Annotated in this window: 16 protein-coding genes; 4 read left to right on the top strand and 12 right to left on the bottom strand. The window is 46.1% G+C overall.

What is annotated here, in order from left to right; all coding sequences use genetic code 11:
- The first annotated feature begins 154 nt into the window (after nucleotides 1-154).
- Nucleotides 155-685, top strand: coding sequence for a hypothetical protein (locus tag ACXAHI_RS14980; RefSeq protein ID WP_474849168.1), 531 nt, complete (start codon nucleotides 155-157; stop codon nucleotides 683-685).
- 145 nt (nucleotides 686-830) lie between these two features.
- The gene (locus tag ACXAHI_RS14975; protein WP_474849166.1) at nucleotides 831-2,117 is read left to right on the top strand and encodes a purine/pyrimidine permease; all 1,287 of its coding nucleotides are present in this window, start codon (nucleotides 831-833) and stop codon (nucleotides 2,115-2,117) included.
- A gap of 174 nt (nucleotides 2,118-2,291) precedes the next feature.
- Here the strand turns inward: ACXAHI_RS14975 and ACXAHI_RS14970 are convergent, their stop codons facing one another.
- The 5 genes from ACXAHI_RS14970 to ACXAHI_RS14950 all read right to left on the bottom strand — a co-directional run bounded on the left by ACXAHI_RS14970 (nucleotide 2,292) and on the right by ACXAHI_RS14950 (nucleotide 7,642).
- A complete protein-coding gene (locus ACXAHI_RS14970) occupies nucleotides 2,292-3,122 on the bottom strand; it encodes a class I SAM-dependent methyltransferase (RefSeq protein ID WP_474849164.1) in 831 nt (276 codons plus the stop codon).
- A gap of 533 nt (nucleotides 3,123-3,655) precedes the next feature.
- Nucleotides 3,656-3,910: a hypothetical protein gene (locus tag ACXAHI_RS14965; RefSeq protein ID WP_270181165.1), complete on the bottom strand. Its 255-nt coding sequence runs from the start codon at nucleotides 3,908-3,910 to the stop codon at nucleotides 3,656-3,658.
- Between the two features lie 128 nt (nucleotides 3,911-4,038).
- Nucleotides 4,039-5,301: a nickel-dependent lactate racemase gene (gene larA / locus ACXAHI_RS14960; RefSeq protein ID WP_474849162.1), complete on the bottom strand. Its 1,263-nt coding sequence runs from the start codon at nucleotides 5,299-5,301 to the stop codon at nucleotides 4,039-4,041.
- A gap of 59 nt (nucleotides 5,302-5,360) precedes the next feature.
- Entirely contained in the window at nucleotides 5,361-6,482 is a 1,122-nt protein-coding gene (locus ACXAHI_RS14955; protein WP_474849160.1) for a 2-keto-3-deoxygluconate permease, read from the bottom strand.
- On the bottom strand, nucleotides 6,479-7,642 hold the full coding sequence (locus ACXAHI_RS14950; protein WP_474849158.1) for a glycerate kinase: 1,164 nt from the start codon (nucleotides 7,640-7,642) through the stop codon (nucleotides 6,479-6,481). The genes ACXAHI_RS14955 and ACXAHI_RS14950 overlap by 4 nt, the downstream gene beginning before the upstream one ends.
- 143 nt (nucleotides 7,643-7,785) lie before the next feature.
- On the opposite strand from ACXAHI_RS14950, the gene ACXAHI_RS14945 reads away from it, so the two are divergent.
- Together ACXAHI_RS14945 and ACXAHI_RS14940 are read left to right on the top strand one after the other, a co-directional pair.
- Complete coding sequence (locus tag ACXAHI_RS14945; protein ID WP_474849156.1) at nucleotides 7,786-8,865, top strand: CdaR family transcriptional regulator; 1,080 nt, start codon at nucleotides 7,786-7,788, stop codon at nucleotides 8,863-8,865.
- Between the two features lie 42 nt (nucleotides 8,866-8,907).
- Nucleotides 8,908-9,375, top strand: a complete 468-nt coding sequence (locus tag ACXAHI_RS14940) for a hypothetical protein (RefSeq protein ID WP_474849154.1) — start codon at nucleotides 8,908-8,910, stop codon at nucleotides 9,373-9,375.
- A 63-nt stretch (nucleotides 9,376-9,438) separates the two neighbouring features.
- On the opposite strand, the gene ACXAHI_RS14935 is transcribed toward ACXAHI_RS14940, so the two are convergent.
- The 7 genes from ACXAHI_RS14935 to ACXAHI_RS14905 form a co-directional block, all read right to left on the bottom strand.
- Entirely contained in the window at nucleotides 9,439-10,050 is a 612-nt protein-coding gene (locus ACXAHI_RS14935; RefSeq protein ID WP_474849152.1) for an urease accessory protein UreH domain-containing protein, read from the bottom strand.
- 81 nt (nucleotides 10,051-10,131) lie between these two features.
- A complete protein-coding gene (locus ACXAHI_RS14930; RefSeq protein ID WP_474849150.1) occupies nucleotides 10,132-11,376 on the bottom strand; it encodes a nickel pincer cofactor-dependent isomerase, group 22 in 1,245 nt (414 codons plus the stop codon).
- A 69-nt stretch (nucleotides 11,377-11,445) separates the two neighbouring features.
- Nucleotides 11,446-12,447 carry a 4-hydroxythreonine-4-phosphate dehydrogenase PdxA gene (pdxA, locus tag ACXAHI_RS14925; RefSeq protein WP_474849148.1) on the bottom strand — a complete coding sequence of 334 codons (1,002 nt, stop codon included), beginning with the start codon at nucleotides 12,445-12,447 and terminating at the stop codon, nucleotides 11,446-11,448.
- Nucleotides 12,448-12,467: 20 nt separating this feature from the next.
- A complete protein-coding gene (locus ACXAHI_RS14920; protein ID WP_474849146.1) occupies nucleotides 12,468-13,745 on the bottom strand; it encodes a TRAP transporter large permease in 1,278 nt (425 codons plus the stop codon).
- Nucleotides 13,742-14,233, bottom strand: coding sequence for a TRAP transporter small permease (locus ACXAHI_RS14915; protein ID WP_474849144.1), 492 nt, complete (start codon nucleotides 14,231-14,233; stop codon nucleotides 13,742-13,744). Before ACXAHI_RS14915 ends, ACXAHI_RS14920 begins: the two co-directional genes overlap by 4 nt.
- Nucleotides 14,234-14,305: 72 nt before the next feature.
- Nucleotides 14,306-15,337, bottom strand: coding sequence for a TRAP transporter substrate-binding protein (locus tag ACXAHI_RS14910; protein WP_474849142.1), 1,032 nt, complete (start codon nucleotides 15,335-15,337; stop codon nucleotides 14,306-14,308).
- A gap of 20 nt (nucleotides 15,338-15,357) precedes the next feature.
- Complete coding sequence (locus ACXAHI_RS14905) at nucleotides 15,358-16,674, bottom strand: four-carbon acid sugar kinase family protein (protein WP_474849140.1); 1,317 nt, start codon at nucleotides 16,672-16,674, stop codon at nucleotides 15,358-15,360.
- Nucleotides 16,675-16,950: the final 276 nt, after the last annotated feature.

Raw genomic sequence — 16,950 nt, 5'->3', positions numbered from 1 at the left:
TCTTTCCTGTCATGACTTCTAACCTAATTATAGCAGGACTCTAAGGGAATAAGTTTGACAGTGCTGTGACTTTTGGTCCCTTTCCAGTTCATCTTCTATGATTTTGAAACGTATTCCGTTCTGTTTCGTAACCCTAACTAGGAGGGATCTACATATGAAATTCAAACTACCTTTTTTAATCGCTGGTTTACTCATCGTATTAGCAGCTTGTAATACTAGCGGTGCTAGCTCCACTGAAAATGAACTAGAAGCGCTTAAGGAAAACCATCCTGAAATAAAAAGCGAACTTGAAAAACTACCAGAGGAATTTAGAAATGAAATTACGGCTCCTGATCTCGATGCCATTCCACTTGATGATCCTACGATTGAAGGAGAAGCAGGAACAGAACTCACTCCCCATACGATGGACATCTATTACCAAGATGGCAAGAAGCAATTGAACCTATGGATAAAAGATCAAAAAGACATAGGCGTATCGATGGGTAGTGAGCCAAATCAACAACTTAGTAATGATATCGATGGTTATTACAAGGAAAACGACGGGATAACAGAACTCATGTGGCTGAGTAAAAACGAGAATGCACTATTCTCAATACAAGGCGTTGTGGCCCCTGGTGAAGAATCACCTTTTAATGAAGAAAATATGGTGGAAATTGCGAACTCAATCATTCAGCAAAGGAACTAAAAGCGAAATAAGGAAACTTATTCTAAAATAGGTTAAGCTCCCTCTCCTATGAATTGAATTCCCCCTACAGTCTTCCACCACTTTCCTTGAAAGACATGATAGACTAATGGGGTTGTTCAAAGAGAAAATCAAAGGAGCGTTTAACGTGGCAAAACCCAGCCTGGCAACCGACATGCTAGAAACCTTTCAATGGTTCGTGTTTCTAATCGCGAGTGCGGTTGCCTTACCCATTGTAATCGGATCGATTTATGAACTTAATTTTGTACAAGTATCAGGGCTTATGCAGCGAACATTCTTCACCGTCGGCATCGCCTCCCTACTTCAGGCGCTATTCGGACACCGCCTCCCCATCATGGAAATTCCAGCTGGCATTTGGGTTAGCATCTTCACCGTGATGGCAGTGACAAGCGTGCAAGGTGGCGGCACTTACTTAGGAACGTTACAAACGTTAGAAACAACAATGATCGTAACGGGTGGCTTCCTTTTTTTATTCGGAGCTTTTAAGATTTCGCAAAAAATCTTGCCGATCTTCACCCCCCTCGTAACGGGGTCGTTCTTCTTATTGTTAACCGTTCAGTTAAGCGGCCCGCTTCTGAAAGGGATGCTAGGAATACAAGGAAGCTCAGACACCTTTCAAGGAACAGAAGCGGTCATTGCTTTCCTCACCTTCTTTTGCGTGATTGGCTTATCGACGTTCGGTAGAGGGTGGGTGAGCAGCTACGCTGTCTTTATCGGCATCATCATCGGCTGGGTACTTTTCCGAGTCATACTAGGCGGACAGGAGCAAGCATCCTACAGCTTATTCTCCGTACCGGAGCTATTCGCATTCGGCCCGCCTCAATTTGATTTGAGCGTTTTACCGATCGCATTTATTACTGCAATTATTTCGATATCCAACATCGTTGCCTCGATCGTCGCTGTGAGGCAAACGTTAGGTCGTGACGGGGAAGAACGCGGTACACAGATGAACAAAGGGACGATGTTCTCTGGCATCAACCACATCATTGCGGGAGGGATGGCTACCGTTGCGAACGTACCATCCGCAACGTCATCTGGATTCATAGCTCTTACCGGACAAAGGCGTAAGAAACCGTTCGTGTTCGCTACAATTTTACTAGTGTTGTTTGCCTTTTTCCCACCGATCATGGCATTGATTTCAAGCATCCCCTCACCTGTTGCTAACGCCGCACTCATGGCGTCATTCGTTCAACTTGTTGCGATTGGCATCAAGAGCTTTACCCTAGAACCACTCGATTCTAGGAAACTAACGATCATCGGTGTCGCCTACCTGTTCGGCATGGGAGCGATGTTCCTTCCATCAGAAGTGTTTCGTGAGCTGCCAACCCTCGTCCAAAATGTGATGAGCAACGGGCTACTTGTTGGAACTGGACTTGTAATTGTGCTCGAACAGTTGTGGCGGAGTAACCAATAATAGCGACATGACAAAAAGATTGTCCCAAACTTACTTCTTTTCTTTTTAAAAAAACCACCCGTCTCGGTGGTTTTTTGTTACGTCGCTAATTGATTTTCACAGCTAGTTTTAATAGAATCCCTTCCTAGTTTTTTTACCTTCTGTTGTTTGGATGATAAAATACCCTCATTTCCTTCAACCGTTTCTGATTGCATAAAACACAACGCCTTCATCATGATACGCTTCGTCTCCTTTAAGAACACCCCTAACCGAATCAACACTAGTAAATCCAAACGGTAAAAACAAATCGATTACATCTTCTTTATTAAAATAGTGATTCCAAAAACGGTAGAGTTTCGTAGTATCATCTTCTTGAAGAACGATATGTTGGTCCAACGTCGCTTTAAATTCTGGAAAATGAAAGCGTTCGGTTAAACATAGATAAGGATCTGGACTGTAAAATCCGCCTTTCGTCATCTCCCATGAAGAGCCAAATGAGAGTCTATCAACCGTCCCTTCATCGATGGCGTCGAATAGAAACACACCGTTCGGCTTTAACGCTTTTTTAATGATGCCAATCATCGCTTCTCGCTCTTCTGGAACGAGGGCTCCAAAATCACAGTAAATCATCAAGATCAAGTCAAACTCGCTGTCGAGATTTACGTTTAGGTAGTTTTCATGGATATATGTAATTTCATTGTGGCGATCTTGCTCTTTGGCATAGGCGATCGAACGCTCTGATAAATCAACGCCCGTTATATGATGCCCCTTCTCTCTCAACCTCTCAGTATAAAGGCCAGGCCCACACCCGAGATCTAATATCTTTGAGCCCCGCTCAATCATGCGATCGATCACATCGACCGTTTCCTGTATATCTCGTAATGTGCGGCTAGCCGCACCACTATTCGGGTTGAGGTGTGCTTCTAACAAATATTTAGAGATATGCGGATCCGTCCACATCATATCCGTTCCACGGACATAGGGTTTTGGTGAAACAATCTGGTCCATTATCGTAGAAATGTTCATGGTAATCCTCCTATACATCAATCAAATTCAACGGTCGAGCGATGAAATCCTTTTATTATGCACAGATCTCTAACCGCTTTATCCTTTAAATCATGTATACTACCACGTAACTCATATCGCGTTGGAGGGATCGCTCTGTTTACCGCAAAAATATATTTTGATGTATGCAAAAAGAAGATTGAGTACTTAGAAGATTACTTTTTCCAAAGCAGCCTACAAACCGGTACTGGAATGACGAACTTAAAAAGATACTACAAAGAAAACGGCACGATTTACTGTCGAATCTGTTTGAAAGACTCGCTAACGAACTAAACCGAAAGTCCCGCGCGGACTTTCGGTTTTTTTGAGTGCTCCCTAGGGTGCTCGGAGCACTCCAAGGAGCACATATCAGCGATCTTTTCATTTTATCAGCGAAATAAGAGAGTATATCAGCGATTTCACTACTTTTATCGGCGAAACCAGAATCCACGCTCCTTTTTTATAGCCCCCAACAAAAAAAGAACCATGAGCACCACCCCATGATTCCACTTTCCCTATCGATAAACGGTTCCATGCCCGTGATGGTACCCATACCACGGGGAATAGCCGCTTTGTCCGTGATGATAGCCGTACCCAGGAGCATATCCGCCTTGACCATGGTGATAGCCGTATCCTGGAACATACGTACCGTGTCCATGATGATACCCGTAGCCTGGGATATAGGTGCCATGCCCATGATGATACCCATACCCAGGAATATATCCGCCGTGACCAGTATGGTACACGGGTCTTCCAAACGCTCGATACACCAAAAGCCCCCCTCATTCATTCCTACACGATAGTCTATGTGGTGTGGCGGAGAGGCGATTGGGCGTAAGACTATAGAAGTGAATTCCCCTTAAGGTTCCGTCCCATAAAAATGACCCCTATTCAGGAGTCATTCTTCAACATAAGGAATCGTGAGCGGTCCGAGCGGCAGCACCGCGACCGACATATCTTCACCATACGTTTTCTTTAATTCTTTTAACGTCTCTTCCATGTTGTGGATTGGCTTCAACATAGCACCCTTCACCTGTTCTTCTGTAAGCTTCGAGTACACGTGCACATCTGCCCACACTTGAATCACCGCTTGCTTCTGCACCTGCCACTGATCGAACATCTTGAATTCCGGGTTGTTGATCATATCGAGCAGCTCTTGTGGACTGTCAGCCATTTCGAAGATCTTCGAATAGTTTCCGTGACTCGGTAAGCCATCCGAACACTCAGACGCGACGAGAATCGCGCCGCCTTCTTTTACGATCTTATGCGCCGCACTCATACCTTTTACAGCTTGGTATAAGTTTTGATCGAGCGGATAACCGGAGTTCGACGTGATAACAACATCGAACCGTTCATCGCACTTAACCATCGCATGCTCCTTGGCATATTCACAGCCTCTGTCATGCGCTTCGTAAAGTTCTCCTGCGAACACTTCTGTAATTTCTTTTTCTTTATTTAACGTCACGTTCAGCATGAAATCTGCTTTACACATCGCATTGATCTCTCTCGTCATATCTTGAACAGGATTATCGACCATGTTTCCCCAGGTCGCGAGCGGGTCACCGATCATGCGCGCGTTATGAAACGTCATGATCGTTTCGATTCCGGCGATGCCAGGCATAATCCCCTTTGGACCTCCTGAAAACCCTGCGAAGAAATGCGGTTCGATGAATCCAGTCACGATTTTGAAATCTGCGTTCACGTATTCTTTGTTCAAATACACATCGCAGCCGAACTTGCTTTCACCGAGGTTCACGAGCGTCTCCTTGTCGTGACACTGGTTGTTTATGATGCGGATGTTATCGACGACCCATTCCCCTAGCATCCCGACAAACTCTTCACGCGTCTGATCACGGTGAGTACCAGTTCCATTGATGATCACGAAATTTTCAAGCGGAACGTGGCTTAGTTCTTCAATCAAAAGTGGAACTAAAATGTGGTTCGGCGTTGGTCGCGTGATGTCGCTGATGACGATCGCGACCGTATCGGACTCCTTCACCATCTCTTTTAGAGGCGGTGTGCCGATCGGATTCTTAAATGAATCTTTAATGCTTTCCTTTTCGTCATCAAGAGGTTTCAGGTTCTTTGGTTCGACCACGAATGCGTTTTCAGGCAAATCGATGGTCAAGTTCTCTTTTCCATAAAGTAATGTCGTTTCCAAGTTCGCTCCCTCTCTTTCTCTAAAAAAAGTTTCCCGTTGTATACCCTAAAAGGCGCTTACTACGCAGATTCAACCGCATTACGCTCAGCTGTTTTCTTTTGTTCAGTCTGTTCAGCCGTTCCGTCGATGCCTTTATTTCGCTGATAACGATCGACGAGGATGACGGCGATCGGACATAGGATCGCTGTTGTAAGTGTCGCAATGGATATTTGAGCTGTCGCAATCGCAGCGATGCTTTGAAACGACGCCGCTTCCCCAGCGGACATCATGCCTGAACCTGCAGAAACGGACGCCGCTGCTGCGATCGCGGCTGGAGTTGCCGCTGCGTTACCTGCCGTTGACGCTTCTGAAACTGGTGCGATGTAACTTTTTTCTTTGAATAGTTTAAAGACAAGAATTCCTGTACCACCTGTCAGAACGGTCGTTAGGATACCGATCGTTAGACCTGCTGCTACAACTTCTGGGTTAAAGAAGTTCGCAAGGTTCATTCCAGCGCCTAACGCGAATGCGAAGAATGGAACGGGAAGAATTTCTCCAGGCTTTAAAAACTCTCTGATCTCACTGTCTAGGTTACCAAGCAGCATTCCGATTGCAATCGGTAGAAGCACTGCGATGAAGGCGATAATCGGGAAGCTTGAACCTAATAATCCTAGCGCAAGAAGTGTTAAAAACGGACCATCGTTTAACGAAAGAATTGCGACAGCACCGACGTCTGAGCGGTTTCCATACTGACTCGTCAATGCGGCGTACATTCCACCGTTTCCATTCGTCATCCCTGCGATGATCGCAAGCGTGGATAGTCCGAATAAGCCTGACATCGGATCGAAGAAATAACCGAACAATAGACCAACAGCTAGCCCTGTAAGATACTTCGTCGTCGTAAGCAGCACACCTTTTTTCAGTGCGGATCCGCCGATTCGTAAGTTCATCTGACTACCAGCTGAGAAAAGGAAGAGTGCAATCAACACGAGTGCACCGTTTTTGAAGAGTGCTTCAGAAAAGCCACCGATACGGAGCATTTCGTAATACCCTTCTTCAGTTGGAGAAACGCCGAGCGCTTCTAACGCATTCATGATAAAAGGAAGGTGCATCTGGTCGATCGTGTTGATCAAGGCACCAAACATCAATGGGACAACCATCAAACCACCAGGAACTTTTTCAATCGTCTGCTTAATTCTCATAAAACAAGACCCCCTTGTTTGTTTTGAACATGACTATGGAAAAACGATCGAACAACTTGTTCTGTACTACTTTCTAATAAACGTGACGCTTCCTTCATCGCGGCATCTAACGTCATCGGCCGGTTCACCATACTATGTACGCCTATGACGCCATACGGGTAAAGAGCCTCGATTCCGTCCCCAACAGAACCAGCGATGACGACCGTTGGAATACCAAGGTCATTCGCTGCTTGCGCAACACCCATCGGCGTTTTACCGGATGCGGTCTGTGAATCGACCTGTCCTTCACCGGTTATGGCGAGTTCCGCGCCGACGAGCTTTTCCTCAAGATCCGTATACGCGATCACAACGTCGATCCCTCGTTCCATCCTAGAAGGGAAGAACGCTTGAAACGCACCGCCTATTCCTCCTGCTGCACCTGCGCCAGGCTTGTCATGAAGTCTAACGCCTGTTGTGCGCTCAACTTCATCTGCCCAGTGTTCGAGGTGTTGATCTAATACCTCTACACCTTCAGCACTCGCACCTTTTTGAGGACCGAATACGTAAGAAGCACCAGTCGGTCCGATTAAAGGATTTTCAACATCCGAAGCGATGAGAAACGTGCTGTCTGCAACTCTCTCGTCAAATCCCTCCAGGTCGATTTTACGAACGTGTGTTAAATTACCGCCTCCAAAGCCTACTGAACCACCTGATTCATTTAGAAGACGAGCACCCAATGCCTGCAGCATACCGGCTCCACCATCGTTCGTCGCAGATCCTCCGATCGCCAGAATGAATTTCCGGTATCCGTCATCAAGCGCCTCAGCGATCAGTTCACCTGTACCGTATGTCGTCGCGAGAAATGGGTTTAACTCCCCCTTCGGCACGAGGCCGATTCCTGAAGCACTCGCCATCTCGATCACACATGTTTCACCGTCACCAAGAATACCGTAGATCGCTTCCACTTCTTCACCGAGCGGTCCCATCACGGTAACGCTCCTTTTAAACCCACCTGTTGCAACAATTAACGTCTCTAACGTTCCTTCTCCTCCATCAGCAATCGGTACAGTCGTTGTATCACTTTCGGGTAGCGCTTTCTTCACTCCCCGCTCGATTGCTTCTGCCGCTTCAACGGCCGATAAACTCCCTTTAAAAGAGTCTGGAGCAATAACAATCTTCATGTCTGCACCTCCTAGAAAACGCTTTCATCTTACAACCAATTATACGTGCCTTGACGAATGAATGCGTTGTCTATAATGTATAAAAAAGATACAGATTCATCTAAATATTTTGTCAATAGTAACTAAAAGGAGGTTCGTCACCCATGTTAACGAGAGAAATCGCCAAAACGATTGTCATCGAGACCTCACTCCGCCTGAATCGAAACGTGAACATCATGAACGAAAAAGGCGTCATCATCGGTTCTGGGGATGCTGAGAGAATCGACCAGATCCATGAAGGTGCCCTCGAAGTACTGAATACAAAAGAGCCTTTAGCGATCTATAAAAATGATGATGGAAAATGGCGTGGCACCCAACCTGGTCTCAACCTTCCCATCTCATTCCAAAACCAAGTGGTCGGTGTCATCGGAATCACCGGAAATCCTGATGAAATGAACGATGTTGGCGGCCTCGTAAAAATGACGACAGAACTAATGATCAAACAGGAATTTATCGCACGGCAGCTAGAATGGAAGCAGCGAACGAAAGAGATGATCATCGAGGAACTGTTGAGGTCCGCCCCTTCCTACGAACAAATTGAACGTGGGATGAAATTGATCGAACTCAACCTCCCTTCTCCTTATACGATTTTAGTCGTTCAGATCGGCAACCGCTCCATGCCGAATCATGAGTTGATTCAACGCATCGAACGTTGTATCTCGCAACACGATGCGCTCGTGGGCTTTATCAATGTGAACACATTGTTTATTACGCTCTGTGGCGTTAGTGATTCTAAAAAGCCTCTTGACCAAATCTCTTTAGAACTGAACCGGCTGTCTCTTGATTATCGACTTGCCATTAGTAATGTGATCAGCACGTTCGATGACTTCAGCCAGGCCTATCAGGACTGTAAGCTCGCACTCGAGATCGTCACTGATCAACAGCTTATTTTTTATGCAGATATAGAACCGCAGGCCCTTCTTCATCAAACGAATTCCGTAGAAGCCGTTCGGTTTCGAAAAAGAATCGTCACGGACACCGTCGAAAAGTATGCAAGTACGTTAACAGCCTTTTTTGAAAACAACCTCAACATCCAACAAACGTCTGAAGCGATGTTCATCCACCGAAATACGCTCGTGTACCGCTTGAATAAAATCACAAAAGACACAGGCTACGACCCGAGGGAATTTCGAGATGCGCTGACGCTACAGATGGCGCTATGGATGCCGGAGAGCAGTGATTAACTAACGTATAAAAAGTGCCTGGACTAAGAAGGAGACGAATTCATGAAAAAACTAAGTATCAGCCTCGGGGTGTTCATACTAATCGTCCTATTCGCCAACCTACCGACGATCGTGGCTCACGCTACGCTGTACTCATTCAACCATAATAAAAAAGTTTCCACCGAGGTCACCACCATCACGTTTGACGATATCTTTGAAAGATTGCATGAACAACGTGCACTCTCACAGGAGTTGCGGCACTCGAAAAAATATTCACTCGTTGGGAAAGAAGTTCAACAAGGTGTTGATGACGTGACTGATTACGAAATCCTTTTAAACGAGCACCCCTATATTGATTCGATGAAAGTCGAACTGCCCATCATTACATACAAAGACGACGACAGGACAATTGAGTTCATAGAAGGAAAAGGAGACGTTTTAGAAATTTTGGTGAATGGCCAATGGGAACCATTTCATGGTACGTGGGACGATTTATGGAATGATTTACTAGAGCAGAAAGAAGTAACGTAACAGTAGACATATGACGAAAAAAGAAAGCTTTGGAATCGCTCCAAAGCTTCTCTTGGTCGCGCTCTACCACACGCTATACATGTAATAAACCCCAAACACTACGCTGACAAGTCCTGCGAATCGCGTCAGGTTGTAGTGAATGCTCTTTGATTTACTGAGGAGAAATGGTACCGCAAGAACTGTCGTAAAAAAGAGCATTCCAACAACGGTCCCAAGTCCGAACATAAGAATGTACAACGCGCCTTCCCAGATGTGATCCACGGATGACATCGTGAGAAGAACGAGCGCACCGCTTCCCGCTAACCCATGTATACTTCCGATTACGACTGACTTCAAATACGGAGATTTCTGATCATGTGCGTGACCTGCTTTCTGCTTCCTAGCAAGTACAATACTCTTAAATCCAAGATAAACGAGCATCACACCGACGATCACTTCCATCCAAAGTGACCATCCCTCAGGTATCGTGCCTTTCAGCGAGATGACCATGATTCCGACGATAAAAAGCGTCGCTGTGTGACCGATTCCCCAGAAAATTCCTGCCAAGGAGGAACGCCACCATTTCTTTGTATTGCTCGCAACGGTCGAAACCGCAATCACGTGATCGGGTTCGATCGCATGTTTGATACCAAGAATAAGTCCAACGAATAAGACCGACATTAAGCTGCTGACCATATCTTCCCTCTTTTCTTACAATCAATAGAAAAAGGTAGATGCCTAAAAAGAGGCAGCTCTACCTAAAGCTGTTCTTTAATCCTATACAAAATAACCGTTTTCATCAAACACCATTTCACGCGGTTCTTCCAACGTTTCAATATGTTCAAGATCCTTTAACTCATCATAGATCACTTCTGAAACAAACATCTCACCGATATGAAGCGTGTTCGGAATCCGAACGATTCTCGCGTCTTCATCCTCAACTCCCCACGTCGCTCGAAGGGCAGCTTTCAGTGCATCTTGATCGTTTTCAAGCACGATCGGAATCTTTGCGCGATCAAGAAACGTACTCGTGATCACGTTCTCGTTCATTGCTTTCATATCGATCTTTTCGTAGAGTCTCTTCGTCGTGAGATCAGCGAGTCCAATGCCAAGCGCGTTACCGTGACTCGCTTCACTTAAGTTCGATGCGATCAAATACTTCACGCGAGGAAGCTCAGGCTCCTCGACTCCAAGTACGCGGATGCGCCCGATGATGTTCGTATCCATCCCGGTACCGCTGTAGTTTTTCCCGATTTCATCGACGACGAGAATGTCGATGTCTTCGACCGGTAAGCTCGGCATGAATGCAAAAGCACGTTTTAGAAGCTTTCTTTCCTCTTCAAGAATATTCTCTGGCTCCATTACTTTGATGATCGCCGTGTCTTCGTGCGCATTTTCTACAATTGCAACACCATAAAGCGTTTTCGAGTTTTGGATCGCAACTTGCCCGACTTCAGGCATCATGTCACGGATGCCTTTGATCCCGTGTGTATGTAAAGCGAGCGCCTGCTTGTGTTTCCCCATGCCGATCGAAGCCATCTTCAGGACGCCGCTTTCGATATCTTTCTTAAAATCAGTATGAGGCTTCACGCGGTTCATGACGATGATGCCATCTGCTTCATACGCATGCTTATCGATGTAGACGGGAACCCCAGCTGAAGTTTTCCCAATCTCAACAACATCCATCGATGACCTGATCTCACACCCTGTCGACGCTTCCGTCACGCCGAGGCCGTCCAACACTTCGATTTGACCTTCCGCTGTCGCACCACCGTGACTTCCCATCGCTGGGATGATAAAAGGTATCGCGCCACGCTTCTTCACTTCATCCGCGATTCCTTTCACGATCGTCGGGATGTTTGCGATGCCGCGACTTCCGACTGTAATTGCGATCTCCATCCCTGGCTTTATTTTCTGATTTGCTTCGATCGATGAAAACTGCTCTTCGATGACGGTTGAAACGTCTTGAATGCTTTCAACGTCAAACGATTGCCTGATCTTCGCAACCTTTGGAAATGCCATCTGTCTCCACTCCTTTTTTATAACGACTATAGCAAGAGACAGAGGTGTCTCTTGCTATCGCTGCGTTCTTTATTTCACTACCTTTGTCGGCGCTAACTCATAGGCCATTCGGATCGCTTCTTTCAACGATTTCTCATCAGCGATGTTTTTCCCAGCGATATCGAATGCCGTTCCATGGTCGACGCTCGTACGGATCGTTGGGAGTCCAACCGTGATGTTCACGCCAGACTCAAGTCCGAGCACCTTGATCGGTCCGTGACCTTGATCATGGTACTGCGCGACGACGATATCGAAGTCCCCGCGCTTCGCTCTAAAGAACAACGTATCTGCTGGAAGCGGCCCGACAACATCGATGCCTTCACCTTGAGCTTTTTCAACGGCAGGAATGATTTTCTCTTCTTCTTCACCGTTTCCGAAAAGTCCGTTCTCCCCCGCATGAGGATTGATGCCACAAACCGCGATCTTCGGTTTCTCAATCCCAGCTTTTTTGAGCGTTTCGTGTGCAAGCTTGATCACCGTGTACTGACGCTCAACGTCGATCTTATTTACCGCATCGATGAGACCGATGTGTGTCGTTACATGGATAACGCGAAGTCCTGGAGCGGAAAGCATCATCGCAAAGTCTTTCGTATTCGTAAGCTCTGCTAAAATTTCAGTATGTCCCGGGTAAATATGCCCCGCTTTATGAAGCGCTTCTTTATTAAGAGGTGCCGTACAGATGCCCTGGATGCTTTGCTCGTTCGCATACGAAATCGCTTTTTCTAAATAGCGAAACGCTGCGTTTCCAGCTTCTTTTGACACTTCGCCCCACGGGAGATCTTCGCTAACAAGATCAAGATCAACAACATCGATCGTTCCGTGTGTAAACGATGCTTCCTCAGGTGAAGCGATGCTTCTCACTTGAAGGTCGACACCCGTTACGTCGATCGCTCTCTTGAGCATCTTTTGATCACCGATCACAAATAGGTCACAGTTTTCATGAACCGCTTTGTCTTGAAATGATTTTACGATAATTTCAGGTCCTACGCCAGACGGATCGCCCATCGTAATCGCAATAATTGGTTTAGCCATGTGTTCGTCCTCCCCTTATTTTACTTATCGAACAGCTCCACTAGGAATAGTGAAATCTCTGGTATATAACTAATGAGTAACACATCGACGATTAAGATGAATAAAAACGGCAGGACCGCTTTTGATAACGTTTCTAATCGTATTTTGGATATTTGCATCGCAACGAACAAGTTGACGCCAAGCGGTGGTGTCACCATTCCGATCGCAAGATTCACGACCATGATGATTCCGAAATGAACCGGATCAACCCCGAGTTGGATCGCAATCGGTGCGAGGATCGGCGCTAAGATGATGACCGATGCAGACGTTTCGAAGAACATTCCTACGATGAGTAGGAAGATGTTCACGATCAATAAAAACACGAATGGGTTATCCGAAAAGCTCATAAAGGACTGAGCGACCGTTTGAGGAATGCGCTCCTTCGTCAACAGCCAGCCTAAAAGACCTGCCGTACCGATAATCAGCATGATCACGGACGTCGTTAACCCTGATTTCACAAACACTGGAATAAGGTCTTTCAGTTTGATTTCTTTATAAACGAACACACCGATGATGAGGGCGTATGCAACAGCGACGACCGCTGCCTCCGTTGGCGTGAAGATCCCTCCGTAGATTCCACCAAGAATGATCGTCGGCATCAACAGGGCGAAGATTGCATCTTTGAATGCTGTGAAGCGCTCCCCCCATGTAAAATGCTCTGTTCCTTTGTAACCGCGTCGCTTTGAAAAGATAAACGCTGTTAATATCAATGAGAACCCGATCAATAGACCAGGAATGATGCCTGCCATAAACAAGTCACCGATTGAAACACCTACGACTACTCCGTAGAGGATCATCGGAATACTCGGTGGGATGATAACGCCGAGCGCACCCGATACAGCTTGTACAGCGGATGCGAAGTTCACATCATAGTGTCTCGCGACCATCGCCGGAATCATGATTGAACCGATCGCCGCTACCGTCGCTGGACTGGATCCAGAAATCGCAGCAAAGAACATCGAAGTGATGACCGTTACACCTGCAAGTCCACCCGTCATAGAACCTGCGAGCGTATTTGCGAAATGCACGAGTCGTTTTGAGATGCCTCCCGTTTCCATCAAGGCACCTGCCAAAATGAAGAACGGAATCGCCATCAGCGGGAACGAATCGAGCGACGTAAAGATACGCTGAACGATAACGAGCATCGGGAGATCACTCGTCAGCCAAATGGCGATCGCTGAAGCTAACCCGATCGCAAGCGCGATTGGAACCGTGAAGAGGAACAGAACTAACATCGTTGATAATAATACCGTTGTCATTGTTCATCGCCCCCCTTTAGGTCCAAGATCACTTCTAAAATCACGGCCACACAATTGATGATCATCAACAGTGAGCCGATTGGAATGGCTGAGTAAGCCCACGCCATCGAAATATTCATCGCGGGAGAAAGCTGCGCCGAGATATTTCCTACTAATACAAATCCATAGTTTACGAGAATCGCTAGAAACACGATGCTCACTATATAGACTGCAAGATTCAAGATGTTTCGTGCTCGAGCGGACATCAGTTCTTTGATCGCATCAACTGAGATGAGATCGCGTTTTCTGATCGCAAGTGCAGAACCGATAAACACGCTCCAGACCATGATGTATCTCGCCAATTCTTCTGACCAGCGCAATGAATCTTCTAAAACAAACCGCGAGAACACTTGATAGAAAATAACGGCGGACATCACCATGATGAGAAGAGCAAGGACGACACCTAGTAGTTTATTAAATCGATCGATCGTCTTTATGATGGCATTCATATGTATCTAAACCTCCCCCATACAACAATATGATGGGGGAGGTTATCCCCACATCATAAGTCTCATGCTTTCTTATTCGTTTGCAGCATCCTGGATTTTCTTGATCAGATCTTCTCCAACTTGATCCGCATACTCTTCATATACAGATTCAGTCGCTTTTTGGAATGCCTTCTTGTCAACTTCCTCAACCACGTTCATGCCTTCGTCTTTTAATCCAGAAATCATTTCTTGTTCCATCTCAGCAACAAGCTCACGCTCATACTTTGCTCCTTCAACCGCTGCTTCTTGTAGCGCTTTTTGCTGATCTTCTGTTAAACCATCAAACACTTGAGAGCTTACGAGAAGTGCAGCTGGAGAATAGAAGTGACCTGTTAGCGTTAAGTGATCTTGAACTTCATAGAAACGAGAAGTCGAAATGATCGGAACTGGGTTTTCTTGTCCATCGACAACGCCTTGCTGTAGTGCTGTGAATAGCTCAGTAAAGGACATTGGAGTCGGGTCTGCTCCTAGTGCTTTAAAGGAATCTTGGTGTACGTTGTTTTCCATCGTACGAATCTTCAAGCCTTCAAGATCTTCAGGCTTCTCGATCGCACGCTCACTGTTCGTCACGTGACGGAATCCATTTTCCCACCATGCAAGGCCTTTTAAGCTCTGGTCTTCAAGGTTTGTTAGTAGACTTTGTCCAATTTCACCGTCAAGCACCTTGTACGCATGTTCACGACTTTCAAAAAGGAATGGAAGGTCAACGACGTTGATCTCTGGCGCGAATCCACCTAGAGGACCAGTTGAAGATAAGACCATATCAAGAGAACCAACCTGTAGACTTTCAACCATGTCACGCTCTCCACCTAATGAACCGTTCGGGAAGATTTCGATCGCAAGCTCTCCGTCAGACTTTTCTTCAACGAGTTCACCGAAATGCTCAAGACCTTTGTAGTAATGAGAATCCTCAGCAAGCGTGATGCCGACTTGCAGCGTTTTCGTGTCGTTAGAAGCCGCTTCACCGTTCGAACTTGCTTCCTGATCCGTTCCACCACAAGCAACAAGTGCACCTAGACTTAGTACTGACACAGCACCCAATACTTTCTTCTTAATGTTCTTCATCTTGTTTCCTCCAATATGAGTTATTTTTGAACCTTTTCATATGCGTGTTTCGTAACGGCCCGTAACGTTTCAAGCGCCTTCACAAGTGCCTGTTCACTGCCGAACGATCCTGCTTTCGTCGCAAGCGGCAGCCTGTTGTATCGGCCACCAAGCAACTCTCCATAAGGAAGTCCGTCTTCCACTTCTCCGATGATGCGTATGCCTTTTCCATTCAGAACTTTGCAGGTTGCGCCGGCAATGTCGCCACCCGTTAAGACAGCGCCCTGAATTCGTTTCCTTTCGATCAAACGACCCGCGATCTCACCTAGCGCATCCGCAATTCTGCTTCCAACATCCATGTTCGTGATGCCGAGCGACTGCTGAACCTTCCTTACCTTGTCGATCGCTTCAGCATCTCGTTTCGTAGAGACGATCACATCACCTTGCTCTAAGTACGCGATTCCGAGTTCGACAGCTCGGTCGATTTCATTCTCACGCGTCTCGTCACTTAAAAAATGATGGGGCGAAATTACAACTTCTTGAACCGCCGTCTTCTTCTTCAATTCCTCCACCTGCTTATGGGTGGTAGCACTGATACTTCCTGCGACAACGAGTAATGGAAGCTCTGTATCAACGTGATGTTGCGATTTCGCGCGTTCTTGAATCGAGTTACAAAGGTGATACGCGATTCCAGCCGATCCGACCCAAAGGACATCTTCATCTAAAAGCTTCTTCGCTTCGACGATCGTATGTAGCTCCTCGTCCGTTTCGGCATCGACAACGACCAGCTTAGATCCCCCACTGGATAGCGCTTTCATTTTTGATGCGAGCTGTTCTTTTCCTTCTCGAACATCACTTATCGAAATACGCGCGATTTCTCGTTTACTCTGCTCTTGCAATAGTTCTGGCAAGTAGCTCTTATTGACCGGGCAAGTTGGGTCGTTCGCCGTTTCGGTTTCATCGAGCGGAATGCCATCGACATAGTGGACACCTTCAACGGTGATGCGTCCGCTTTTCGGAAAAGCCGGAACAACGTATGCTGTTGTAAAATCATACACATCCATCACGGCATCGATTTCTGCGCCAACGTTTCCTCTCATCGTAGAATCGATCTTCTTCAAGACTGATGTTACGCCTAACTCATGGAGCTGTGACGATACGTCTTTCACGATGTGATACGCGTTCTCTCTTGGCAGCGCTCTGCTGTTTGAATTCAACACGATGACGTCTCCATTAAGATGCGCTGGCTGTAAGATCGTATCTGGAAACAAGACAGTGGTGTCTAACCCTTGCTTCGCAAATTGGACGCCCGTATCGTTTGCTCCTGTTAAATCATCTGCGATCACTGCTAATTTCAAACCCGCTTCTCCCCCCTTTCCGCTATGTGTCTCTTTCTCTAAACCTAAATCTTTTAGACTAGCAACAAAGTCATGATGTTTTATTTTCGAACATATTAAAACGCTTACAAGAATTATAGTAAATGAAAGCGTTGCATTTAACAATACAATTTTTAAATAAATCTAGTGAAAAACTGAATTATTTTCTAAAAACTCAGCAAACACCTCATAATCGTTGCACATTGAAACACTTAAGCTATTTTAAATGTCTCATTTCCTTTTATTCACAACAAAAAA

It is taken from the genome of Anaerobacillus sp. ABD4_527 (genome assembly GCF_056160805.1).
The sequence above is the reverse complement of the archived record's forward strand: the minus strand, read 5'-3'. Positions and strand labels throughout refer to the sequence as shown.

Excerpts from the sequence above, each read along its gene's own strand:
- ACXAHI_RS14980 (WP_474849168.1), top strand. The coding sequence starts at position 155 with ATGAAATTCAAACTACCTTTTTTAATCGCTGGTTTACTCATCGTATTA.
- ACXAHI_RS14970 (WP_474849164.1), bottom strand. The coding sequence starts at position 3,122 with ATGAACATTTCTACGATAATGGACCAGATTGTTTCACCAAAACCCTAT.
- ACXAHI_RS14955 (WP_474849160.1), bottom strand. The coding sequence starts at position 6,482 with ATGAGAATTAAGCAGACGATTGAAAAAGTTCCTGGTGGTTTGATGGTT.
- ACXAHI_RS14950 (WP_474849158.1), bottom strand. The coding sequence starts at position 7,642 with ATGAAGATTGTTATTGCTCCAGACTCTTTTAAAGGGAGTTTATCGGCC.
- ACXAHI_RS14945 (WP_474849156.1), top strand. The coding sequence starts at position 7,786 with ATGTTAACGAGAGAAATCGCCAAAACGATTGTCATCGAGACCTCACTC.
- ACXAHI_RS14940 (WP_474849154.1), top strand. The coding sequence starts at position 8,908 with ATGAAAAAACTAAGTATCAGCCTCGGGGTGTTCATACTAATCGTCCTA.
- ACXAHI_RS14935 (WP_474849152.1), bottom strand. The coding sequence starts at position 10,050 with ATGGTCAGCAGCTTAATGTCGGTCTTATTCGTTGGACTTATTCTTGGT.
- ACXAHI_RS14930 (WP_474849150.1), bottom strand. The coding sequence starts at position 11,376 with ATGGCATTTCCAAAGGTTGCGAAGATCAGGCAATCGTTTGACGTTGAA.
- pdxA (WP_474849148.1), bottom strand. The coding sequence starts at position 12,447 with ATGGCTAAACCAATTATTGCGATTACGATGGGCGATCCGTCTGGCGTA.
- ACXAHI_RS14920 (WP_474849146.1), bottom strand. The coding sequence starts at position 13,745 with ATGACAACGGTATTATTATCAACGATGTTAGTTCTGTTCCTCTTCACG.
- ACXAHI_RS14915 (WP_474849144.1), bottom strand. The coding sequence starts at position 14,233 with ATGAATGCCATCATAAAGACGATCGATCGATTTAATAAACTACTAGGT.
- ACXAHI_RS14910 (WP_474849142.1), bottom strand. The coding sequence starts at position 15,337 with ATGAAGAACATTAAGAAGAAAGTATTGGGTGCTGTGTCAGTACTAAGT.